This is a genomic window from Shewanella sp. KJ2020, assembly GCF_024197625.1.
GTDB lineage: Bacteria > Pseudomonadota > Gammaproteobacteria > Enterobacterales > Shewanellaceae > Shewanella.
Genome location: NZ_JAKUKD010000004.1, coordinates 88,675 through 113,230, shown reverse-complemented (window position 1 = coordinate 113,230; position 24,556 = coordinate 88,675). Strand labels below are relative to the sequence as shown.

Below are 24,556 nucleotides of genomic sequence, written 5' to 3'. Positions count from 1 at the left end.
CCCTGTGATGTGGCATCATTGTCGCCAGAATAAAAGCAACAGGCAAGGAGATGATTGAAATTAGTCATTGAAATGGTTACAAAGGACGCTACTGTTTAAGGGGATGTAAATAATGAAAATAAAATTAGCCACCTTTAGTTTAATAATCTCGAGTGCACTTTGTATGTCGCAGCCCACCTACGCCAATGAAAAACCTTTCGCCATTGCTATCCACGGCGGTGCTGGCACGATTTCTAAAGCCAACCTTACCCCCGAGCTGCGCCAAGCCTATAAAGACAAACTCAAGGAAGCCGTCGACAAAGGCTCTAAGGTATTAGAACAGGGTGGGGATAGCCTAGTGGCGGTACAAACGGCAATCAATGTCTTAGAAAACAGCCCATTATTTAATGCAGGTGTGGGCGCTGTGTATACCTATGATGGTGGTCACGAGTTAGATGCATCGATTATGGACGGTAAAACCATGAATGCCGGCGCCGTCGCCGGGGTTCGTCATATCGCTAACCCTATCGATTTAGCCTTAGCTGTGATGAATAAGTCTGAACATGTGATGTTGTCGGGCGTGGGGGCGGAGGAGTTTGCCTTAACCCAAGGCTTTACCTTAGTCCCTAACAGCCATTTCGATAGCGATGCCCGCTACCAGCAATTGCTCGATGCCAGGCAGAAACTGCAGGCGGCTGAAAAATCAGCCCAAATTGCCGGCATTGAGATGAAAGACCTCGATTATAAATTCGGCACTGTTGGCGCAGTCGCCTTAGATAAAAACGGTAATTTAGCCGCGGGAACCTCGACCGGCGGTATGACGGCAAAACGCTTTGGCCGTATCGGTGACTCGCCTGTGATCGGCGCGGGCACCTACGCCGAAAATGGCGTGTGTGCGGTGTCCGCAACCGGGCATGGCGAGTTTTTTATTCGCTACCAAGTGGCAGGGGATATCTGTGCCAAGGTGAAGTACCAGCAAAAATCGATTATTCAGGCGGCGGATGAAGTCATTAATCAACGTTTGATCACTGCGGGCGGCTCGGGTGGCGTGATTGCGGTGGATCATAGAGGCAACATTGCCACGCCCTTTAATACCGAAGGTATGTACCGCGCGACTCGCAGTAATGGCGAACCGGCTCAAGTGCTGATCTGGCAAGATCAATAACGGAAAAATATCGCGCTTATTGCGCATACCCCAAAGCTAAAAAGCGAGCACTATGTTAATCCTGCTCGCTTTTTATCCTTAGGGTGGAATACTCTTCTCCGATCCGCTTTAGTTAATCCGCTTTAGTTAATCCAACCGAGCCATAGCCACCAAAGATAATCCAGCGGCATGAGTGCAACTATGGTTATTGCTGCCAGCGGTAAGGTGAGGCGAAGTAGTTTAGTTAAGGGCTCTTGGGATAATTGCATCGCCAAAATCAAAGGAGCCACCTGATAAGGAAAAATCACGGTTGAGAAACCGATCACCTGCGTCATTAATACCGCTGGAGTAGAGAAGCCGGTTGCATTGGCAAAGTCTGCCGCCATGGGCGATAACACAGTCGGCACACCTGGAACCGTTGCCACTAATCCCGTTAGCGTCGCGATTAACGATAACGACATAAAATTCAGGAACGATGCCCCTTGCTGCAAGGGTAACCATTCACTGAACAGTTGACCTAGCGCAGTGCCGAGCCCGGAATGATTGACCAATGCCCCCAGACCTAAGGCCGCCGCGACAAAAATGACGGTCGACAAATCCACTGAACTATTAAAACTCTTAGGCTCAAGCACTCCCCATTTGGGGAGCAATAACAAGATAGCCGTTGTTAATCCTACCCAAGCGGGATTGATGCCGTGCAGCGAGTCAGTCACCCAAAAGAGCAAAGTAATCGCCAGTAACAGTGCAACTTTCTTTTGCATACCAAGATGATAGGTTTCTTTTTCAATAACTTGTTTAGGCTGGCTTTTATCAATATGGGCAGGAAATAGAAAGATAACTAGCGCCACAATCAATATCGATTTGAGTAAACCAAGGATTGGAAAATGCAATAAGAGATACTCGGTATAACCAAAATGGATATTGAATAGATTCTCACTGGAACCCGCCAATATCATATTGGGAATATTCGCGGGCAACACGGCAAAACTGGGCATGTTACACGCCAGTGCCAAGGCGGTCGCAATGCCTATCCGCCCATGACTACCACGAGCAAAGCCGACTTGCTCAGCTAACGCCATACCAATTGGTACCATGACCACAGCACGGCCAACGGATGAGGGCATCACAAAGCCAAGCAGCACAGCACTAAAGACCAAACCCGCAATTAAGCGTGGATAACTTGTGGTCAGTATGGGGGCAATCAAACTGGCCATTCTGCGACTTAAGCCAGACTGAGTGATGGCACTGCCGATCACAAACCCCGAAATGATTAACCACACCGCAGTCGAGCCGAATCCTGAAAAAAGCACACTCGGCTCAATGAGTTTAAAAATGGTGGCAAGGGCAAAAAAGATTAATCCCGCCATAAAGGGCGGGAAGAAACCTGTGCTCCAAAACATCAAGGTCACTAATACTACGCCAGCGCTGTAGGAAAACACCGCGGGATGCTGACTCAGCGGAAACAGCGCAAGTAAAGTAGCGATCAACAGTGCACTGAAAAACGCTAGCTGCTTAACGCCAATAAAACGTTTCATGCTTACCGACCTATTGGGTTGAATACGTAAAAGATGCCTACTAAGATAGCTGACTTAGTTTGACGTTTTAAGAGGGTAATATGTCAAAACATGTTCTTAAAGCGACATTGTTAACCCCCAGTGATGTGGCGTTTATCATAGATGCCAATCGGCCCGTGCTGACCCATACTCGCAATATGGCGGCGGAAGCGGGTATCGAGCCCCACTCGCACCCGCGGGGTCAGTTACTTTGGGCCGCCAAAGGCTTGTTACGTGTTCGCAGTGAAAATGCCGTCTGGGTGGTACCTTCAACCCATGCGGTGTGGATCCCCTGCAATTTGCCCCATCAAGTGAACAGCGAAACCCACGCCCATACTCGCAATATTTATATTGACCCTAGCTATGGCGTTAGGCCACAGGATACGCAAGTGGTGATGGTGACTATGACAGCGCTGATGCGCGAATTAGTGCTTAAACTTTGTGAAAGTTCACACCTCTTAGACAGTGGACAACTGCATCGGCTGGGTTTGGTTGCCATTGATGAACTCCAAACGTTGGACAGTGTGGATGCCCATTTACCCGCGGGTTCAGATCCAAGACTCAGTCGCTTAATCCAAATGCTAGTTCGGCAGCCGAAAGTGAATTACTCACTGACCGAGCTAGCCGAAATGGGCGGCGCGAGTGTGAGAACGATTGAGCGGCTATTCAAAGCTGAAACCGGGCTCACGTATCGACAATGGCGACAAAGATTTCGTTTGTTAAATTCGCTTGAGAGCTTAAGCCAAGGTGAGAGCACGACTAGGGTGGCCCATAGTCTAGGTTATCTGAGTGTCAGCAGTTTCAGTGCCGCCTTTAAAATGCAATTTGGTTGCACGCCGCAAGATTACCCGCAGCATAAGCCTATGAAAAGCGGGCGCTAAATCAGGCATCATAATACCGTCTATAAAAAAGCTAGAACAATATCTAGGATGTTGTTCTAGCCTGTAATTTATCAAAGTATCGCTAAGCTAATGCGCAATTTTAATTGGCTATTTCAACTCATTATTTCAATGCCGCTGGGACGATAGGGTAGTGATCCCAGACTTGGCCATCGGTCATAGATCGCACCAGTTTGATGTATTCGGCATGGGTCCAAGCGAGCGGCGTGGCCGAGTTGGTGCCTTGTCCGAGTTGATAATGGTAGCGGGTAGCATCGCCGACACCGTCCCACGCTTGCTCGGGTAACATCATGCCCGCATTCGCAAAGGTTTCCATGCCCTGCACATAGGTGTTGATCAACTGCTGCTTGGTTTGCTGGGCGTTATTGCCTGTTAGCTCACCTTTCGCTTGGGCGAGTGCTAATTCAAAATGACCACGCTCGCCGGTGAAGAAGGGCCAGACTCGGCCGCGTTGATCGGCGCTGTTGCTGCCCGATTCCGCATAGTTATGGCCAGAAACCGTATCCTCGCCGTAACCGTCGTTACCATAACGTCTAAAGCCGGGGATAGTGCTGCCATCTTTGGCGGAGAACTCGTATTTTATGCGTAGGTTGTGCTCAAGCTCTGTATTATCAATTAATTGAAGGCTTTGATTAATCAGCTTATCGGTTGCACCGCGCACGCCATAACGCACTAGTTCTAAAAATCCGCCATCGAGGATCTGACGCTGATCTAAACCTTGTTTTCCGTTATTCGCCGCCAGTGTATCGCTAGTATTTGGCTCGCCATTCGGGCTTAAACGTAAATAGTAGGGCGCGCTGACTCCGGTGCTGTTCTTCAATAGCCCTTGGGTGGTGACTAAGTGTTTTTCTAAACTGTCACTTAAGCTTTTGGCGGCGACAAGATAACGGCTGCTGGAGTCGATATCCTTGGCTTCTTTAGCAATTTCACTCGCGGCAACAAGGCCGGCAATCACGGCAGCCGTTGTTGAGGGTGAGTAACCCGCCTGTTCTTCCCAACGTTCTTGCTGGGTTTTAGGCGGGGTAATTTGAGTGTGATTCCAATCCAGATTGACCTCACCGCCGCTGATCAAAAAGTCCGCTGCACCTTTGAGCATCTCTTGATACCAGTGACTGATCTCATCATGGGTGAGCACGCCCGCTTGCCAGAGTTTCCAGCCGAGCATAATCGGCATCGCAGTTTGATCGAGCTGCACGCCAACCCATTCAATTTGGCCATCCACATGGGTCTTTTGTAGGAACCAACCCGGCGTACCCGTAAAGCCGGGCGTCTTTTCGGTCACTTGCACTTTTTTCAGATATTCGAAGGCCACCTTGGGCGTTTGCGTATCACCCATGGCGAGGAATGCCATGGCGCATTGGTAAAAGTCGCGCGGCCATACCGCTTTATAGCCAGTGCTCGGCACGGCTGCCGAAACCGTATCGCCCCAAGGATTAGAAAGCGAAGCGATAAGTGCACCCGCATAGGTTTTATCTTCCTGCGCTTTCAAGACCATTGCACTGGTATACAGCAGCTTGCCGCTATCTGTGGTGCTGTTGGCCATGTTAGCGATGGCGGGCAGTGAGCTTAAGTAATCATGCCAGCCCATGTTGTAATTGCTGAGCACAGCATCATAACCTGCGGCCAAAGTGGCATCGGCATTGGCTAAACTCTGGGCTTCATCTTTACCAAAACCGATGGCGAGATTAACAGTGACGGGTTTGGCTTTGATGAGCGTAGGGTAGCTAGCGGTAAAGGCGATATTGCCGACGGTCGATTTATCCTGCGCACTGGTCGTTTGATAGGGCGTATCGAGTGTGCCGTTATCGGCCAAATCGGCTAGGCCATCGGAGACGCCGACAAAGCCAGTCGTTGCCTGCACAAAATTCAGATCCGATTTTACCGTCATCACACTGCTGTCTTTGGCGGCGGTATAGGCCACCAGCGCCTGATTGCCAGTATGATTGTCTGTGTTAGTGTCGATGCGGCCGATATCATTGGCGCCCGCGTTGTCGATATGCGGATTGACATACAAGTGCGGCGTAATGCCATCTTCAAAGGCGGTAAAGGTCACGCGCATCATTAGGGTGTCACGGTCGGGGTCGGTAAAGATGTGTTTTTCAATCTGATACTTACCTTCAATATCTTTATTGATAATTTTATAGGCAAGGGATTGGGGGCGACCATTAGTATCTGTATCTAAATATTCTATGCTGCTGATGGTGTTATCTTTTTCGGTATCGATAAAGTCATTGCCCGTGATCACAAATTGCAGTTCTTTGAGCTGGGCATTGTGAATAAGGCCATACATGGTTTCGGTCAAAATACCTTGGGCGAGGGAGAACCAAACACGGCTAATGGGATTTTGCTTGGCATCTTGATATTGGCCTTGGGTGTAAGGCTCGTAAGAGGTCCCAATACCGGTTTTACCCGAAAATGCCCAAGTCGGTGCTTTACCCGGTGCGCCGGGGGCTATCGACTGGTCCTGAGCTTGGGGCTGAGAGTCTATTTCACTCGGCGTTGAAACCGTTGATGATGTGGATGGTGCGGGGGAACAAGCTGTTAATCCAAGGCTGCAAATAATACTGGTTGCCATCGCTAACACTAAGGGTTTGATACGAAAATGGGGCACAATGCTGCTCCTGTGTTGTTGTCCTTGCTGTGTTGAGTTGACGGCCATGTTAATTCTCCCCAAATCAGAGTGATATATTGTTATTTGTCGTTAAGTCTGATGATTTATGTCGGTTGATTTTGCTCGACAAAAAGCACTGCGATACCGGCACACATCATAAGCACGCCGCCAGTTACTAGGGCATAAATGGGCTGATTATCAAATAAGGTATTGAGGATTAAGCCTAAAACGCTTGCGGCCAATAACTGTGGAATAACGATGAAGAAGTTAAAAATCCCCATGTAAACGCCCATTTTTTGCGGGGGTAACATGCCCGACAGCATGGCGTAGGGCACAGATAAAATGGACGCCCACGCGATACCCACACCTATCATAGGCAGCCATAACAGGCTTGGGTCTTTAATAAAAAAGAAGCTAATCAAGCCTATACCGCCACAGAACATATTGACTGTATGGGTTAGTTTGATACCGATACGCTTAGCTAGCATAGGAATAAATATCGCGGCGATGGCGGCAAAACCATTGTAGGAGGCGAACAGCACACCCACCCAATCTGCGCCGTCGTTATAGGCCTTAGACAACACATCGCTGCTGCCAAAATGGTAGGACGTCACGGCAGACGTGGTGTAAATCCACATGGCAAACAGCGCGAACCAAGAGAAAAACTGCACAATAGCCAGTTGATGCATGGCTTTTGGCATATGGAACAAGTCATCGACCACGCTAAATACCATGCCGAGCTTATGGCGTTCAGCGGGTTGTGAATTGCCCAAACGCAGTGCGCAATACAGTTGTAATGGACCAAAGGCGAAAATCCCTAAGCTTAAGATATACAGTTGCTTATCTAAATCTTGCGCCCAAATAGCGAAGGTGAGCAGGGCGCCGAGACCCATCCATACGAAGGACGCAAATTGATAGTCCTTGCGGGTACGGTGGCGGGTTAAGGTTTCATCTTCGCCATTGAGGTGTTTGGCATTAAAGCTGGCTAGCTCTTCTGGGGAATATTCTTTGCTCGACACCACAGTCCAAGTGACGGCGAGCAGGAGTACCGCGCCGCCAAAATAGAAGGCATAACGCACTGAATCGGCAATTTCACCCGCTGGTGCCGTATTAGCGACATCAAAAAAGTGAGTCAAAATATAGGGTAAGGCCGAAGCCACCACAGCGCCAATGCCGATAAAAAAGCTTTGCATGGCATAGCCTTGGGTACGCTGGCTTTTAGGTAAATTATCACCGACGAAGGCGCGAAATGGCTCCATGGCGATATTGATCGAGGCATCCATGATCCACAACATGCCCGCAGCAATCCACAGGGTAGGCGAGTGCGGCATGATAAAAATGGCGAGAGTAGTAAAAATCGCACCAATCAAAAAATAGGGGCGACGACGGCCAAGGCGTCCCCAGGTTTTATCGCTTAAATAACCAATAATAGGTTGAACCAACAAACCCGTCAGCGGCGCGGCAATCCACAGAATGGGGATTTCATCAATAGAGGCGCCTAAGGTTTGAAAAATGCGACTGACGTTGGCATTTTGCAGAGCAAAACCAAATTGAATGCCTAAAAAGCCGAAACACATATTAAAAATTTGCCAGAAATTCAGCTCAGGTTGTTGCTTAAATACTCGGGTTGCCTTGGGCGCAGTAGCTTGATGCTCTTGTTGACGGCTAGCGGGTTGATGATTCGAAGACATTGAACTTCCTTTCTGTTGCTGGCAGTCGTTCTGCCCTGAGTGCTTATTGTTTTAATTTTTTGCCTAGCAATGGATAGTTTCGCACAGGTTGTAAATGTGTATGCTCGGTGAAAAAATGGCGAATATACTCCTCCCTCTGAAGCATATTCGCCGATAAATTCATTTCACATTTGGACTTAACACCTTAATTCAAAAGGGTTAGTTCAAGTGAGTGGCCAAAGCCAGTCAGCAGAAAGAACTTAAGCCTGATAGCAATCCTTGTAGCACTATCAGAAACGACCTCACAGATTTCAAACCCCACAAGCAGAGGGTGAAACGAGCGGATTTATAGTAGCCTCGGCGTGGATTTGTGCACAACCGCTTACATACGTATTCATCATGGTTTGGTAACTCGCGGTAAACAGAGGTGTAACCTACTATTGACCATTTTTAACTTGTGCGACGGGTAAGTTCATTTGACACTTTAGGGCCGCACTATATAGTCAGCGGGGAGAAACCTATTGTATATGCCCCGACTTGCTGAATAAGAGGATACCTATGTTTGTTGTTTCGCTCACCTATAAAAAGCCCATCGCGGAAGTAGAGCCACATTTAGCGGCTCATATTTGTTATCTCGACGAATGTTATGCTAAGGGTATTTTTATCGCCTCGGGTCGCAAGGTGCCTCGATCCGGCGGCGTTATCCTCGCTAAGGCTGAGAGTCGTGCGGCGCTAGAGGCTATTTTGCAGCAAGATCCCTTTTACTTTGAAGACGTTGCCGAGTTTGAGGTGATAGAGTTTGTGCCAACTAAAACCGCGCCCGGATTAGAGTCGTTAATTGAAGTGATTTAGTGACCTTTTAAGGCTGTCGTAAAGACTGATATCGACAGGTTTGATTTCGTCGCTAGATTTCGTAGCTTGAGCGTAAAGTGCCTAGCGGCTGAGATTGGTGCGATTGAATCCGTTGAACTAGAAAATTGGGACGCGATAAGTAGGATTTAATGGATCAAATTTGGACTGAATTACAACAGGCTAAGGTTTTTAAAACCTTTTCTGATACTGGTGAAAGCGTACATTTCTACCATGCCAATGGTTTTCCATTAGGTGTTTATGCGCCCTTATTGGCCAAGTTGCAGCAAGCCTTTAGCCTTAATGCACTCGAGTTAAGACCGACATGGCCCGATGTTGGTTTGCCGCCAAAGCGCCGAGATTGGCAGCTATATGCTGATGATTTGATCTTGCATATTGAGCGGCATTGCAGTGCGCCAATTGTGGGAATGGGTCATTCGATGGGAGCAACCAGTACCATTCTTGCCGCCAATAAAAGACCCGATTTGTTTAAAGCCCTGATACTTATTGAACCTGCAATGGTGTCGCGCCCTATCGCTTGGTTTGCCAAGTTAATGCCTAAATCATTAATGAATTTGACCACGCCCGCCAAAAACACCTTAAAGAAGCGCGATGTGTGGGAAAGTCGTGAGCATTTCCTTGAATATTGCAAAATGAGTAAGTTATACAAACGCTTTGATGATGAGGCGTTTGCCGCCTTAGCCCAATTCGGGGTTTATCAACACAATGATGGCCAATTCACGTTGAAGTTTCCTAAACGGTGGGAAGCGCATAATTACACCCAACCGCCGAATGTATTATCGATATTGCGGCAGATAAAGCTTCCCTGCGTCGCCATTCGAGGGAAACCGTCAGTGTTCTTTTCTGAAGCGACTTGGCAGCGTTGGCAACAGCTCACACCGAATACGGTATTTTTAGAAGATCAGCGATATGGGCATCTGTTGCCGTTAGAAGATCCCTCTGCCTGCTTAAGCCTTATCCATCAAGGACTCAGTGAATTGAATCGCAAACGGGAGGCATAAGTGAGTTTGAGCATGCATTGAGCCGTAACGACTAAAGCTAAAAAGTGAATGAACCCAATCAAGCTCGGCCGTTGTACTAGTATGCACTTTTTAAAGCCTGTTTTTCGCTCTGGCAGGGTGAATTTATCCGATATTCTGCGTGCTAGTTTGTTATTATGCCGTTTTCCCCTTGAAACCTTACACAGGTTTCCGCTGTACGAGTCCCGCTTTTTATGTCTATTCAAACGCTGTTATCGACGGCTCTGGCGAAACGCCATGATTTTTTACAACAAGCAGAACAGGATCAAACCGATTGTTTTCGGGTGTTCCATGGTACAGTCGAAGGCGTGAATGGCTTGAATGTCGACCGTTACGGCGATACTTGGCTAGTGCAGAGTTTTCATCAGACCCTAACCGATGAAGAGTTAGTCGATGTCAGCACCGTTTTGCTACAGCAAACCGATTTGCCGATTGTGTATAACGACCGCTCATTAGGCAACTCCCGAGTATTGAACGTGTTATCACCCGCACTGACAGAGATTGCAAATGCTGAGGGAGTGATGCAGGAAAATGGCATCAAGTTCAGCACTAAACTGCGCCACGAGGGGCAAGATCCGCTGTTATTCCTCGATATGCGCATCGGCCGCGAATATGTGCGGGCACACAGCCAAGATAAAACCGTGCTGAATTTGTTTTCCTACACTTGTGGTATTGGCACTGCGGCAGCCATCGGCGGCGCGACTCGGGTAATGAACGTCGATTTTTCTTCCTTTGCTTTAGCCACGGGCAAGGCGAATGCGGCGTTAAATCAGGTGTCGAATGTGTGTGAGTTTGTGCAGAGTGATGCGTTTCCGGCCCTGCGCCAATTGGCTGGTTTGAGTGTGGGAGGGCGCCGTAATCAAAAATTACCGAGCTACCCCAAATTGCCGCAAACCCAGTTTGATCTGGTGTTCCTCGATCCGCCGCGTTATGCCAAGAGTGCTTTTGGTATTGTCGATTTGATCAATGATTATCAAGGGTTATTTAAGCCCGCATTAATGGCGACCAAAGTCGGCGGCACTATCGTGTGCTGCAACAATGTGGCGAAAGTCGAACGCCAAGCTTGGTTCGACAGCCTAGTGCGCTGCGTTGAAAAACAAGGCCGTACCGTTAGCGCGCACACTTGGCTCGATCCCCATGAGGATTTCCCGTCATTCGATGATAATCATCCACTTAAAATTGTCGCGCTGACCTTAAGCTAACGGCATAGCAATACGAATGGCATAGAGATACGAACGACACAGTTATATCAACAAGCAGGGCACCCGATGCGGTGCCCTGTTTATTTGTCCATTTATGTGCCGCTAGATGGGTTGCAGGTGGAAGGCAATCGCGATGCGGTTCCAGCCATTAATGGCAATGATTAAGCTGGTAAGGTCGACAATTTCTTTCTCGGAATAATGCTCTGCAAGCGCCGCATATTGACTGTCATGCACGGGCACAGTAGCAACTTGGGTTAAGATTTCTGTCCAGAGCAGCGCTGCACGTTCCCGTTCATTAAAGAGTCCATCGACCTCGTGCCAAGCGGCAAGTAAATCTAAACGCAGCTGTTCTTCACCGTCGCTTCTGGCTTCTTCTGCGTGCATTCGCTGACAAAACGCGCAGCCATTGAGTTGCGATGCTCTAAGCTTGACTAAATGCACCAGTAATGGCGAAAAGTGGGAGTCGCCGGCTGCTTTGTCTAAGCTCAACAGTGCGTTGGCGAGTGCGGGTTGTAGCTGATAAATTTGCTGGCGTGGTATACGTTCTGACATAAAAGCCTCCTATAAACTGAGGCTTCAATCTAAGCGGTTAGCGCGACCTAGGATTGGAGATTTGCGACATTTTACGCTTTTTGTATTGTCCTGGTGTTTGCTGTGTCACCCTAACAAAGTGTTGATGTAGATGGGCTTGATCGTAAAATCCGCAATCGAATGCGACTTGCACTAGGCTAAGGTTAGGTGATTGGCTGAGTAAGTTTCGGGCGATTTTGACTCGGTTTAATTGCAGTAACTGCGCGGGTGACAATCCTGTTTCTTGTTTAAATCTTCGTTCAAACTGACGGCGACTTAGGGGCAGTTGTCTATAGAAATCCTCTAAACCGGCTTGGGTTTGAATAAGCTTTGGTAAATTCGCCTGCACTAAGCCAACCATAGCGCTTTTATGTCGAGTTAACACCGCACCAAATTGCTGCTGGGAGAGTTGCAACAACCAGTGCTCAAGTAGGGCGATGCGTTGGGCTGGCTGATTGGTTTCCGTCAGTTGCGATAACAGTTGATCCAATCCCGGTAGTTGTAATTGTGTTGCATCAATAGTCGTCACTGATGAAGTAGACAGAATATCTTGCAGTTCAATGCCGAGTAAATGAAATGCACCGCCGGGGTGAAAACGAACCGTCATCAGCTCGATTCCTGGCAAAAAGGCTTGAGAATGTATGCTTTGACCACAATGAAATAACACTTGAGGCTCTTCGCCACTTAGCGTTTGAGTTGGCGTTTGAGTAAGTGTTTGTGTTGGCGTTGGGAAATAGAAATGCAGGCTAGTGCCGCCGTCTGGATAAAATGTCTGCTCAATGCTCTGCGGTAAATCAGTCGCTACGCGCAAATGAAAGTAGCGCTGCACCCAAGGGCGAAGTGGTGCTAAGGGTTGAAAATGGTTAAAGCCTAAGTGCGCGAGTTCAGTCTCGAAACGCTTAAAGCTGCGCATTTCTAATAAATTGGCTTTATATCGCACGCTAAATACCATAAGGAAGAAAGGTCAGATTAATCTAACTGAGCTGAAGCATTTTTGCACCTGTGTTGCTTGTACGCCTTCGCCTTGGACTAGCATGATCTGTCTACGATGTGGGTGAGTTTGCGAGGGCATTTCCAACCCGTTTATTCGGTTTATACCGATTTGTCGGCCAATGAGCACGAACTGAATCTAGGCCAACATCGACTAAGGCGCTTCGAAGAGGGTTAACTTTTACGTTTGTATTGGAATAAATAGGTGTGAGAGGGCAATAAAACGTCACCAGGGACAAGGTGCATCCTTGGTGACTTTCTGTTTTTTTACTCTGTATTTTCACGATCGCTTAAGCAATTAAGTTAATGCGCTGAACTGAACACGATGAAATCTAAAGCGCTTTAAAGCGTATTGCCGTGCCGCCGCTGCTGGCGAGTGTGAGGTTTAGGCTATCTTTAGCGCTCACATCGAGGGTTTCAATCACATAATCATAGGGATTGGTTTTCCAATCGGCGTTTGCGCCATCGCGGTAAATCTGCGCTTGATAACGTTTTTTGGGATCGAGGAAATCCAGTTTGACCGTGACCTTGCGCGCGGTTTCATCCGTGAGTGCACCTAAGTACCAATCACCTTGATCCTTCTCTTGGCGGGCAAAGACCACATAGTCACCGACTTCACCGGCAAGTGCGACACTCTGATACCAATCCGTGGGCACATCGCGAATAAATTGGAAGGCATCTAAGTGCTTTTCATAATTGCGCGGTAAGTCTGCTGCCATTTGGATTGGACTATAGAGAACAACGTACAAGGCGAGCTGTTTGGTCAAAGTGGTTTGCACACGGTTTTCTGCATCCAACCCCTTAGGTGCTAAGTCAAAAATCCCCGGGGTAAAGTCCATTGGACCCGCGAGCATACGGGTAAAGGGTAACATGACCGTATGTTCAGGGCTGTTTGGTGGACTCCCCCAAGCATTGTACTCTTGGCCGCGGGCACCTTCGCGGGCGATCCAGTTCGGATAGGTTCGGCGTAGGCCCGTGTCTTTAATGGGCTCGTGGGTATTGATGCTGATATGGTGCTTCGCAGCCTCGGTGACATTGTGCAAATACTCGCCGACCATAAATTGGCCGTCGTGCCACTCGTGGCGGGTGATGCCTTGGTCATCTATGCGCTTGATTTGGCCACCATCGGCGACATAGCCCGTTTTGACTTGGGTCACGCCGTGTTTTTCATACAGGGCGAAGGCATCTGCCATATGATCGCGATAATGGGTGACTGAGCCTGCGGTTTCGTGGTGGCCGATTAAACGCACCCCTTTTTTCGCGCCGTAGGCTGTGATGGCGGGCAGATCGAAATCGGCATAGGCCTTGGTAAAGCTAAATTGATCGCCATTGTGGAACCAATCGCCGTCCCAACCTTCATTCCAACCTTCTACCAATACACCATCAAACTGATATTTGGCGGCGAAATCCATATAACGCTTTGTTTCACTGGTGGTGGCGCCGTGGGTTGGGCCCGAGCCCCAGGTATTTTCGTTTAAGTGCATTCCCCACCAAATACCGACATATTTCCCCGGTTTTACCCAAGTGACATCGCCGAGTTTATTGGGCTCATTGAGGTTGAGGATAAGGTGCGAGTTGAGCAGTCCAGTTGCGTTATCGGCAATTTGAATGGTGCGCCACGGCGTATAAAACCCCACTTGGGTTTTGACACGAATACCATCGGACCAAGGTGTGAGATCCGCCTTAAGTTTGCCATCGCGTTGTTGATCTAAGGTCATGGCGGCAAAGTCCACCAAGGCGGCCTCGTGAATACTTAAGTGCGTTCCATCTGCGAGTTTAAAGGTGAAAGGCGTGTGGACTCTATCGACGTCTTTAAGCGCTGTGGTGCGATATAAGTATTCGTAGCGATTCCAGCCGCGGGCAGGGATCCACCATGCTGTGGCTTTATCGGCTTGACCGACATTGAACTCGGTTAACTCGTCTGTAATGGAGAGCTGCGAATTGGCGGGCAGGGCGGCTTGTTGGGCTAAGTGATAGCGAAAGCCAATCCCATCGTCAAAGGCTTTAAACTCGACTTCGAGCTGCACCTTGCCGTTGCTTAATACTGCGGTCAGCTGATTGTGCTGATCGCGGATCCATTCCTGTTCACCCCAGGGTTGTTGCCACTTTTCATCGGCACTTTTTTTATCACTGCTTTTTATCTGTAATCCTTGACCGAGTTCGCCAAGGGATTGAAAAACTAAGCCTAAGCGGCTCGGTTCTATGACTGTTTTACCGTGAAAATCGATTTTATATTCGGGGCGGCCAGTATCGTCACTCAAGCTGATTTGAATGTGTTGATTGGGTGAGCTGACGGTAACGGTTTTGGCAAATACGTTGGCACTAAAGAGACTCGTGACCGCAAGGGCGATAAGTGTGGGGCTCAATAGCGCTTGCGATAGCTTTTGGCCAGCTGAACGCTGGCCAGCAATTAACTGAGTAGGGTTCGTCTCGATGAACATTCCTTGATCCTTGTTTTTATAATGAATGTGACTCACAGCATACTAGTGGCGATGGCTTTTTAACCGCAACGGCCTGCATACGTATTCACCACATTAAGGCGTGGGGTGACAAAAGTGATGTGCAGCGCTGCGAGGGGCGGGAACAAAAGATGTGGTTTGCGTTTGACTCGGGTAAAATGCGCGCTTTCTTTTGCTTAAAAATGCAATTTAGCGTGGGATTTACAGTGGGATTTACAGTATTTGGCGCCGCAGCAGTAAGGTCAAACCGTGAAAATTAGCCAACGTTTACAACAAATAAACAGCATGATCAGCGGTCATTACGATCATATTTGGGATTGCTGCTGCGATCATGGTTTGCTCGGTATGTTGTTGCTTAAACGAAATGCCGCTCGGCAAGTGCATTTTGTCGATTGTGTTGCGCCATTGATGCAGCAATTAACCCTAGATTTAGCGCGCTTTTTCCCTGGGCAAGCTGCCGAGTTACTGCATGGCTTAAATGGGATAACAAAGCATGACTTGGATGGGATAGCACAGTGGCAAGTGCATTGTCTCGATGTTGCGGCTTTACCGCTCGGGCAAACCCGTGACCAAGATAAACAGTTGATTATTATCGCAGGTGTGGGCGGTGAACTGCTGGTGGAGCTAGTGCGGGCAATTGTTGCAGAGCATTCAGAGAGGCGTCTTGAGTTTATTTTGTGCCCCGTGCATCATAATTATTATGTTCGCCAATCCCTTGCCCAGTTAGGGCTGATACTTGAAGCAGAAATCCTGCTAGAAGAGAATCAACGTTTTTACGAAATTCTCCATGTGATCAAGGATAGTAATGCCAGCGGCCAGTGTATCAGTCCATCGGGATCGCTAATGTGGGAGAATCTTCGGGGAGATGACCTCGCTTTAGCTAAGCGTTATCTGCATAAAGTGATCGGCCATTATCAACGTATGCCTGAAGATAAACACCGCTTAGGCATTATTAACGCCTATCAAGCGCAGCTTGGGCGTATCACAGGCTCTCTTTTTCCCTAGGCGTGTATTGTTTTGAGTTATTATGCTTTGTTATCGCTCGCTTTTTCATCACAAAATGCTAAGTTTAGCTGGGTTGATAAACTTGAAAATGTTGCCTTAGCTGAGTGGTAGTATCTGTTTAAACAGGTAAATTAGTACAAAATAGGAGGACAACTGGATTGCACGCTGCCTTAATAACATTTGGGTAGTTACTTATATGGTATAAACGATGAAAGAATCATCACTAATGGTTGAGTCGGGGGATAGCTAAACGATGCATAATTTTTCTCGATTCCAGTTCATCGTACTTGCGGTTGTCAGTTATGCTCTTCTCGCCTTAGGTTGGATTTATTTCTCAGATCTGCTTTTGTTGTTTATTACAAATCAGGAAACCGTGTTTCGTTTTTCCCTCGCTAAGGGGATCTTTTTTGTCTTTACATCGGCATTAGTATTTATCTATGTGTTAAATGCGGTGCCCGATCGCCATATTGCCCCCTCCCGCGGCGCCATCGAACTGACCTTTTCCCGTTCAATATTGTTAGGGCAAAACCCTTGGTTTCGCTATTGTACAGCGGTGTTACTCCCATTGTTCACCCTCTGGGTTGTCCAATATTTACCGTTGGAATTACAGACGCGCTTGCTCCTGTTGGCTTTTACCTTACCTATCTCCTTGAGCGCCATTATCGGCGGTTTTGGCCCAGGCCTATTGGCGACATTGATATCGGCATTGAGTGTGCACCTATTAATGATCAATGCAGATAAACCCCAGAGTGAGATGATCTTTACTTGGCTTCCCATGGTTAGTTTGAGTATTAATGGCATTATCATCAGTGGATTAAGTGGTTATTTAAGGGCGTCATTACGTAAGTCGGATTTGAACCATCAGTTGCTAGAGTCTATGGTCTCCCAGACGACGGATGCCATTTTTGTAAAGGATTTGCAGGGGCGTTATGTTCTGGCAAACCAAAGGGCGGCGGCGTTTGTCGGTAAGTCGATAAAGGACATGATTGGCCAGAATGATGAAGCATTATTTGAACCCGCATCGGCGGCGTTGATCCGCACTAAAGATCAAACAGTGCTTAACGATAAGGCGGTAACAACCCATAAAGAGCACTTACAGCTTAGCACTGGGTCAGCGGTATTTCAGGTGACAAAGGGCCCTGTGATGGACTCAAAAGGGCTCGTTCGGGGCCTCTTTGGTATTGCCCGTGATATTACCCTGCAGGAACAAAGTGCCGAGCGCCTACGCCAGAGTGAAGCAAGCCTGAAGCAGGCACAGCAATTGTCCGGGATCGGCAGTTGGGAGTGGGATACAGTGAAGAATACCCATACTTGGTCTGAACAGGTTTTTGCCATTTATGGATTACCCCCCAAAGAGGCCTTAGATCTTGATAAGGTCCAGTCGCTCTTCACGCCAGAAAGCTGGCAAAAATTGAACCAAGCAGTCACGCACTGTTTAGCAACGGGCGTTCCCTATGAATGTGAAGCTGAATTATTTGAGGCGGAAACCTCAGCTAAAAAATGGATCATGGCCCGTGGTCAAGCGACGCTGGATGAGCAGGGTAAGGTGATTAAACTCCATGGCACAGTGCAGGACATTACTCAATCACGCATATTACAACAGCAAATTGCCGCCCAAACGGCGTTATTACAGCGGGTTATCCAGGGCTCAGAGCAAGGGTACTGGGACTGGAATGTGGCAACGGGCGAGGTGCAGGTCAGTCAAAAGTTTGAGTCGATTTTAGGTTACTCTGCGGGTGAAATCCGACTCACATTAGATAACTGGACCCAGTTTGTGCATGAAGATCATTGGGCGGACGTGAAAAGGATCGTACGACAACACTTACAGCATCAGAGTGCAAGCATAGAGCTGGAAATACGCTGCAGGAAAAAGTCAGGGGATTTATGCTGGGTACTCTGCAAGGGCCGTGTCGTGGAGACAGACAGCTGTGGTCGCCCCTTGATGATTTCAGGGACTCAATCGGATATCACTCAGTTAAAAAATCATGAGGCAGAGCTCGATAGGGTGGCAAATTATGACGTGCTCACCGGATTACCGAATCGGCGGCTACTCGTCGATAGGTTTAAACAAACGATTTCCCGAGTCAACCGCCATAGTAGCTTGTGCGCCGTGTGCTATCTCGATCTCGATGGTTTTAAAGTGGTTAACGATCAATATGGCCATGATGTGGGCGATCAATTGCTGATCGCGATAGTCGAGCAGCTTTTACATATTATGCGCGAGCAAGATACCTTGGCACGGGTGGGGGGAGACGAATTTATTGCATTATTTGAAATTGGTTCTGAAATCGAGTGTATTCAAATCCTTGAGCGAATGCTGGGGGCGATAGACCAAACCATTTATATTGGAGATAAGCCACTGCGTTTAACGGCGAGTATTGGCGTTAGTTTATACCCTGAGGACAATGTCGATCCCGATATTCTGCTGCGCCACGCCGACCATGCTATGTATATGGCTAAAGCGGCGGGTAAGAATTGTTTTCAAATGTTTGACCATGATGTTGAACGAAAAATAATCGCGAAAAGGCAATGGTTAGAGGAGCTAAAAGCCGCCTTTGCGAGACGGGAGTTTGTGCTTTTCTATCAGCCTAAAGTCAACCTTGTCACTGGCGAAGTCATAGGGGCTGAAGCACTGATACGTTGGTTACATCCACAACGGGGTATTTTACCGCCTAGCGCATTTTTACCCGATATCGAGGGCAGCGAACTTGAAATCCCCTTGGGGGAATGGGTTATTAATACGGCGATGGCGCAGCTGCAAACTTGGCATCAAAAGGGGTTAAATATTCAGATCAGCGTCAATGTGAGCGCGCGGCAACTTCTTACCGATCACTTCTATGATTTTTTGAAACAAGCTTTGGCCTATTACCCCGAGGTACCAGCGTCAGCCCTCGAACTGGAGATCCTCGAAAGCGCAGCCATCAAAGACATGCCCCTTGCCATTGCGATTTTAAATGAATGTGCCAGCCTGGGGGTGCATTTCTCCCTTGATGATTTTGGTACCGGTTATTCTTCCTTGACTTACCTGCGTAAGTTGCCGATTTCAACCCTTAAGATAGATCAGAGCTTTATCCGTGACATGTTGGAGGATCAGGATGATCTGCGGATTGTAGAAGGCGTGGTTCGACTGGCGAGTGTGTTTAATTTAGGTGTCATTGCCGAAGGCGTAGAGAGTATTGCCCATGGCATAAAACTGGCCGAACTTGGCTGCGAGATGTGCCAAGGTTACGGTATTGCTCACCCTATGTATGTCGATGATTTTATCAACTGGTATGAAAATTGGCCTTTGCAATACGCGCAAATGCAATTGGGATTAACGCATATTGAGAGCCAATCCCCTTAAATGGTCGTTTCAAATGAGAGATTATTTGATCTGTTTTTAGGTGAATTTCATTTATGCTTCAACTCTTTTAGATAATGGATTAGCTATGCGTCTACTGAAATCGACCCAGAACCCCGCGATAAATTTACTCACGGCACGCGTTTTTTACCGCCGAGCTGCCCGCGCGATAGTGTTATCGGGTGAAGATATTTTGCTGCTCTACACTCAAAAATACCGTGACTATAGCTTACCCGGCGGTGGAATCGATGACGGTGAGAGTCTCGAGGCTGGGCTTGTCCGCGAGTTGCAGGAAGAAACTGGCGCCTTAGACATTCAAGTGTTGGCGCCCTTTGGCCGTTACGAAGAGTTTCGACCTTGGTACCGTGAAGGGGCGAATGTCGTGCATATGGAGTCATTCTGTTATCTGTGCCGTATCGACACCGCATTGGGGGAGCGTGGTTTAGGGGCGACTCGATTAGAAGCCCATGAGATTAAAAATGGCATGCGGCCCGAATGGCTCAATATCCATCAAGCTATTGCCCATAATGAAGATATTCAGCGTAATTATCCCCAGAAAGGCCAGTCGATAGAGCGTGAAATTTTTCTACTAAAACAAATCGTATTAGAGTTAATCTAGGTTTTATTGCTTTTAAATCATCAGTTAAATCACGGTCAGATAAATACACAGAAAGTGGCTCATGGCCCCGCCGAGCACAAATAAATGCCAGATCGCATGATTAAAGGGGATGCGTTTACCCACGTAAAAAATCACCCCTAAGGTGTAAAAGAGCCCGCCTAAAATCAATAAATTAAACCCCAGTTCCGTCATCGATGCCGTCAAATCGCCGATCACAGTGACGCACAACCAGCCCATGGCAAGATATAGCACTAGACTTAACCTTTTGAATTTATGAATAAATAGCGTTTTAAATAAGATACCGCCAATCGCCAGTGACCAAATTGCCGTGAGGATGACGGTGGACTGTGTACCCTGCAGGCTAATCAGCATCAGCGGTGTATAAGTGCCCGCGATTAAACAATAAATGGCACAATGATCGGCAATCTTAAGTTTATGCTTCCATCGTCTATTGGTCACACTGTGGTATAAGGTTGAGCATAAAAATAGCACTATGATACTGGCACCATAAATAATGACACCTGTAAGTTGAGTGTTGGAAAGGTGCCCTGTACCCTTTAATAGCATTAAGATTAAGCCCACGACGCCGGCAATAACGCCTAGAGAGTGGCTAATGCTATTAGCAATCTCTTCATTTAGACTGTATTCATTGATATGCAATGGTTTTTCTCTGCTAACTTTGGGGTCGATTATACTCTGGCTTGGCATAGGGCTTATTCACTCGATAGCGATAATGAGCGAGTCTAACAGTAGATGAAATTGAAAGCCATATTTAGCTTACACGTGTAAGCTAATTTGTTTTTGCATTTAGATGGGTAAAGTTAAAAACACCCGTTTAATGGCTGTTTATCAATATCAAAGTATTATCACCGTAACTTGTTACTCATTGCAATTAAAGCAAAAATCTACGTCATTTAAAGGAAAGCTTACGTCAATTAAAGTGAGACCCTTGGAACTTTGTTTGAGTCATTTTCTCTAATTTGCGTTAGAGATAAATGGATTAGTTCAGTTCTAGGGGATGGATGTTGCCTTTTCAACCTGATTTAGCACTTAGTCATACCAAGGGATCCAAAGCCGATAATATTCCCGCTGCGGAGGGATTCATGCCCATTAAATGCTTCTCCCAAAACGTATCAGGAGTGTCGTTCGATACGAACTTGCCACTCGATTTTATGGATAAGCAAGATAATGGAGGGATTGTATGTCAGGGAAAACAGAGTCTTGGCTGGGGATATCGATTAAACCTTTCGAATTTCAAACTATTAATGGGGGTGATATTCGCCCATGGTTTATTATTATACCTCATGGTTTTTTTATGGCGTAGCCAACAGGGTGAATTAGGTTTATCCCTAGCTGTGCGGGCTCCTAAGGTGAGCACACTCAAGGCTTACTTTATTCATGCGCCATCAACACAGCCAAAGCTTGACGATAGAGAGACGCCCTCAACAAAAGCGCCCACACAGGCTGCGACTATTCAGCCAGACAATGCGTCGCAGGGTAAAATAGTTGAGTCAGTGGTTATGCAATCTAAATCAACACCTAAGACAGTGTCTCAAGCAGAGCTTAAACCAGAGCCTAAACCGGTAACAAGCACTAAACCCGAGGCTTTACAGGCTCCTAATACAGATAAAACAGCAGTTAAATCTGTTAGTACGACAAAGGCGTCAACTCAGCCGACGCAGTCGCAAACACTAGCGTCCAGCGAAGGCGGAATAAGTGCCAAGGGATTTGAAGCGCCAAGCGCGAGTGTTGGACTATTCACCCAGCAATATTTTGAACGTCAACGTGAACAAGCGCTCGATGATCTTGTGATTGAACAGGCCGATAAATTTACCCGTAAATCGAATATGAGTGAAATAAGCCCTGAGATGGAAGTGTTGTTTGTACCAAACGCCGATGATTTTAGCGGGCCAACAAGCTTTGATTTGGCGCTCGATCCGAATCGTATTGTGCGTAAAGGGGACACTTGTTATCGCGTGGTACAAGTTGGCACTCAAGTGAATCCATACGCCGAAAATTTAGGCTTTCCATTTGACTGCAGTGGTAAAAAAATCAATCAAGCGATTGATGATGCCATTCAATCTCGATTAAATAAAATGATGCTCAACCCCCATAAATAGCGACTTTCTTTTATGATCTATTTTCATGCCAATTTCGGGTTATTTGAGTTTTTAATATTTTAATTCATTAAAAACATATAGTTAGGTGTCTTTTTATTTTGATTTTACTTAGCAATTTTTAATTGTTATTTCCCTTGTTTGTTGCTGCCGCTTCTGTCTATACTGCGCACTCATCTTGTCGGAGTGCCTCTTGGCTGAGACCGTTTATTCGGGATCCGTTGAACCTGATCAGGTTAAAACCTGCGAAGGAAACAAGCGTAATAACACCCATTAAATCGTGGGTCATAGTGAACAACTCACAAATGATTCAGGCTGATTTAATCGTTATTGAGCAATGAAACCTAAGTGTGCCTTTTCGGCATTTAGGTGCGATTGACTCAGCTATCAACAACTCAAGTCTCCAGACAAGCAACTCTATTTTTTTAAAGTGAGATTGCTTATGTCCAGTTCGAATCAACAATACACATCGGCCAACGCGGCCAGCAAAGCGCCGAGTCGCCGCGAAACCCGCGCCCAGGCCCAAGCCTTTATCGATACGTTAGCGCCACTGCAACATCCTAATTCGCAAAAGATTTACCTCGAAGGTTCTCGTGCCGATATTCGCGTTGGCATGCGGCAAATTCTGCAGACTGATACCCTTATCGGCGGTACAGCTGAGGCGCCTATCATGGAAAAAAATCCGCCAATTCGTGTGTATGATTGCGCTGGACCTTATTCCGATCCTGAGGCCGACATCAATGTGCGTCTAGGTCTTAGTAAATTAAGACAAAACTGGATCCTAGCCCGCAACGACACGGAGCAATTGCCCTGCGCTACCTCAGATTTTACCCAACAAAGACTCGCCGATGATGGTTTAGACCATCTGCGTTTTGAAGCGGGTTCAAATTCCATTGTCCGCCCACGCAGAGCGCTGCAGGGTAAACGCGTCAGCCAATTACACTATGCCCGTCAAGGGATTATCACTCCAGAAATGGAATATGTAGCGATCCGAGAGAATATGGCACTTGCGCAGGTACAGGATGAAATCCTCACTCGTAAAGCTAAGGGCGAAGCCTTTGGTGCCTTAGTTGGCGAACCGATTACCGCCGAATTTGTCCGCGCTGAAGTCGCCCGTGGCCGCGCGATTATTCCGCTGAATATAAACCATCCCGAAGCCGAACCTATGATCATCGGGCGTAATTTTCTGGTGAAAGTGAACGCCAATATCGGTAATTCTGCGGTCACGTCTTCCATCGAGGAAGAAGTGGAAAAGCTTGTCTGGTCAACCCGTTGGGGCGCAGATACGGTAATGGATTTATCCACGGGTCGTTATATCCACGAAACCCGCGAGTGGATCATCCGTAACTCACCAGTGCCCATAGGCACAGTGCCGATTTATCAAGCGCTGGAGAAAGTGAACGGCGTAGCTGAGGATTTAACCTGGGAAGTGTTCCGCGATACCTTGATTGAACAAGCTGAGCAAGGGGTTGATTACTTTACTATTCATGCTGGTGTGCTGCTGCGTTATGTGCCGATGACGGCTAAACGCGTTACTGGGATCGTTTCCCGCGGTGGTTCTATCATGGCCAAATGGTGCCTGAGTCATCACAAAGAAAATTTCCTCTACAGCCATTTCCGTGAGATCTGCGAGCTTTGCGTCGCCTACGATGTATCCCTGTCTTTAGGTGATGGTATGCGTCCAGGCTCGATTGCCGACGCCAATGATGAGGCGCAGTTTGCCGAGCTTGAAACCTTAGGCGAGCTAGTCAAAATTGCCTGGGAATACGACGTACAAACCATTATCGAAGGGCCGGGACATATCCCGATGCAGCTCATTAAAGAGAATATGGACAAGCAGTTAGCTCACTGCGATGAAGCGCCGTTTTACACCCTTGGCCCACAAATCACCGATATCGCACCTGGGTATGATCATTTCACCTCCGGCATAGGCGCGGCCATGATCGCTTGGTACGGCTGCGCCATGTTGTGTTATGTCACGCCAAAAGAACACTTAGGATTACCGAATAAACAAGATGTTAAGCAAGGTTTGATTGCTTATAAGATTGCCGCCCATGCTGCAGATGTGGCAAAAGGTCATCCGAGTGCGCAAATTCGTGATAATGCGTTGGCAAAGGCGCGTTTTGAATTCCGCTGGGAAGATCAATATAACTTAGGACTCGATCCTGACACCGCGCGGGCTTATCACGATGAGTCCTTACCGCAGGAATCGGCCAAAGTCGCGCATTTTTGTTCTATGTGCGGCCCTAAATTCTGCTCGATGAAAATCACTCAAGATGTGCGCGCCTATGCCGCAGGTTTAGAAGCAGCACAAACGAAGGCAGAGTCAAAGCCAGAACCAGTTGAAGAGGCTGCTCAAGCGATGCAAGTTGCGATTAAAACGCCGCAGGAGTTGGAAGCAGCAATGGCGCTAAAATCGGCAGAATTTACCGCCTCCGGCGCCGAGCTTTATCACGTGAAAGACAAGCAGGTAAAAGACAAGCTTGTTGCCGAAGCTGAGGAAGCCTAA

17 protein-coding genes and 1 riboswitch are annotated in these 24,556 nt (G+C 47.5%); of the genes, 10 read left to right on the top strand and 7 right to left on the bottom strand.

Features of this window, described 5'->3' with window-relative positions; all coding sequences use genetic code 11:
* The first annotated feature begins 112 nt into the window (after positions 1-112).
* Positions 113-1,144 carry an isoaspartyl peptidase/L-asparaginase family protein gene (locus MJO46_RS02590; protein ID WP_253987990.1) on the top strand — a complete coding sequence of 344 codons (1,032 nt, stop codon included), beginning with the start codon at positions 113-115 and terminating at the stop codon, positions 1,142-1,144.
* A 122-nt stretch (positions 1,145-1,266) separates the two neighbouring features.
* On the opposite strand, the gene MJO46_RS02585 is transcribed toward MJO46_RS02590, so the two are convergent.
* Positions 1,267-2,658, bottom strand: a complete 1,392-nt coding sequence (locus tag MJO46_RS02585; protein ID WP_253987989.1) for an SLC13 family permease — start codon at positions 2,656-2,658, stop codon at positions 1,267-1,269.
* Between the two features lie 80 nt (positions 2,659-2,738).
* Here MJO46_RS02585 and MJO46_RS02580 point away from each other — a divergent pair, with 80 nt between their 5' ends.
* Positions 2,739-3,557, top strand: coding sequence for a helix-turn-helix transcriptional regulator (locus MJO46_RS02580; RefSeq protein ID WP_253987988.1), 819 nt, complete (start codon positions 2,739-2,741; stop codon positions 3,555-3,557).
* Between the two features lie 121 nt (positions 3,558-3,678).
* On the opposite strand, the gene MJO46_RS02575 is transcribed toward MJO46_RS02580, so the two are convergent.
* Together MJO46_RS02575 and MJO46_RS02570 are read right to left on the bottom strand one after the other, a co-directional pair.
* A complete protein-coding gene (locus MJO46_RS02575) occupies positions 3,679-6,150 on the bottom strand; it encodes a glycoside hydrolase family 15 protein (protein WP_253988035.1) in 2,472 nt (823 codons plus the stop codon).
* Positions 6,151-6,290: 140 nt separating this feature from the next.
* Positions 6,291-7,877, bottom strand: a complete 1,587-nt coding sequence (locus MJO46_RS02570) for an MFS transporter (protein ID WP_253987987.1) — start codon at positions 7,875-7,877, stop codon at positions 6,291-6,293.
* A gap of 537 nt (positions 7,878-8,414) precedes the next feature.
* Between MJO46_RS02570 and MJO46_RS02565 the strand changes: the two genes are divergently transcribed.
* From MJO46_RS02565 to MJO46_RS02555, 3 genes are all read left to right on the top strand, one after another.
* A complete protein-coding gene (locus tag MJO46_RS02565; RefSeq protein ID WP_253987986.1) occupies positions 8,415-8,708 on the top strand; it encodes a YciI family protein in 294 nt (97 codons plus the stop codon).
* A gap of 149 nt (positions 8,709-8,857) precedes the next feature.
* The gene (locus tag MJO46_RS02560) at positions 8,858-9,727 is read left to right on the top strand and encodes an alpha/beta fold hydrolase (protein ID WP_253987985.1); all 870 of its coding nucleotides are present in this window, start codon (positions 8,858-8,860) and stop codon (positions 9,725-9,727) included.
* A 212-nt stretch (positions 9,728-9,939) separates the two neighbouring features.
* On the top strand, positions 9,940-10,947 hold the full coding sequence (locus MJO46_RS02555) for a class I SAM-dependent rRNA methyltransferase (RefSeq protein WP_253987984.1): 1,008 nt from the start codon (positions 9,940-9,942) through the stop codon (positions 10,945-10,947).
* A gap of 102 nt (positions 10,948-11,049) precedes the next feature.
* Here the strand turns inward: MJO46_RS02555 and MJO46_RS02550 are convergent, their stop codons facing one another.
* From MJO46_RS02550 to MJO46_RS02540, 3 genes are all read right to left on the bottom strand, one after another.
* Positions 11,050-11,499 carry a carboxymuconolactone decarboxylase family protein gene (locus MJO46_RS02550; RefSeq protein ID WP_253987983.1) on the bottom strand — a complete coding sequence of 150 codons (450 nt, stop codon included), beginning with the start codon at positions 11,497-11,499 and terminating at the stop codon, positions 11,050-11,052.
* 37 nt (positions 11,500-11,536) lie between these two features.
* The gene (locus tag MJO46_RS02545; protein ID WP_253987982.1) at positions 11,537-12,469 is read right to left on the bottom strand and encodes a helix-turn-helix transcriptional regulator; all 933 of its coding nucleotides are present in this window, start codon (positions 12,467-12,469) and stop codon (positions 11,537-11,539) included.
* A gap of 370 nt (positions 12,470-12,839) precedes the next feature.
* Entirely contained in the window at positions 12,840-14,948 is a 2,109-nt protein-coding gene (locus tag MJO46_RS02540) for a glycoside hydrolase family 97 protein (protein WP_253987981.1), read from the bottom strand.
* A gap of 267 nt (positions 14,949-15,215) precedes the next feature.
* On the opposite strand from MJO46_RS02540, the gene MJO46_RS02535 reads away from it, so the two are divergent.
* From MJO46_RS02535 to MJO46_RS02525, 3 genes are all read left to right on the top strand, one after another.
* Complete coding sequence (locus tag MJO46_RS02535) at positions 15,216-15,971, top strand: tRNA (adenine(22)-N(1))-methyltransferase TrmK (RefSeq protein WP_253987980.1); 756 nt, start codon at positions 15,216-15,218, stop codon at positions 15,969-15,971.
* 253 nt (positions 15,972-16,224) lie between these two features.
* A complete protein-coding gene (locus MJO46_RS02530) occupies positions 16,225-19,314 on the top strand; it encodes an EAL domain-containing protein (RefSeq protein ID WP_253987979.1) in 3,090 nt (1,029 codons plus the stop codon).
* Positions 19,315-19,399: 85 nt separating this feature from the next.
* Entirely contained in the window at positions 19,400-19,930 is a 531-nt protein-coding gene (locus MJO46_RS02525; RefSeq protein ID WP_253987978.1) for an NUDIX hydrolase, read from the top strand.
* Positions 19,931-19,954: 24 nt separating this feature from the next.
* Here the strand turns inward: MJO46_RS02525 and MJO46_RS02520 are convergent, their stop codons facing one another.
* Positions 19,955-20,638, bottom strand: coding sequence for a hemolysin III family protein (locus MJO46_RS02520; protein WP_253987977.1), 684 nt, complete (start codon positions 20,636-20,638; stop codon positions 19,955-19,957).
* Positions 20,639-21,033: 395 nt separating this feature from the next.
* Here MJO46_RS02520 and MJO46_RS02515 point away from each other — a divergent pair, with 395 nt between their 5' ends.
* Positions 21,034-22,050: a hypothetical protein gene (locus MJO46_RS02515; protein ID WP_253987976.1), complete on the top strand. Its 1,017-nt coding sequence runs from the start codon at positions 21,034-21,036 to the stop codon at positions 22,048-22,050.
* Positions 22,051-22,219: 169 nt separating this feature from the next.
* Positions 22,220-22,318, top strand: a riboswitch (TPP riboswitch).
* Between the two features lie 171 nt (positions 22,319-22,489).
* Positions 22,490-24,556 carry a phosphomethylpyrimidine synthase ThiC gene (gene thiC / locus MJO46_RS02510; protein ID WP_253987975.1) on the top strand — a complete coding sequence of 689 codons (2,067 nt, stop codon included), beginning with the start codon at positions 22,490-22,492 and terminating at the stop codon, positions 24,554-24,556.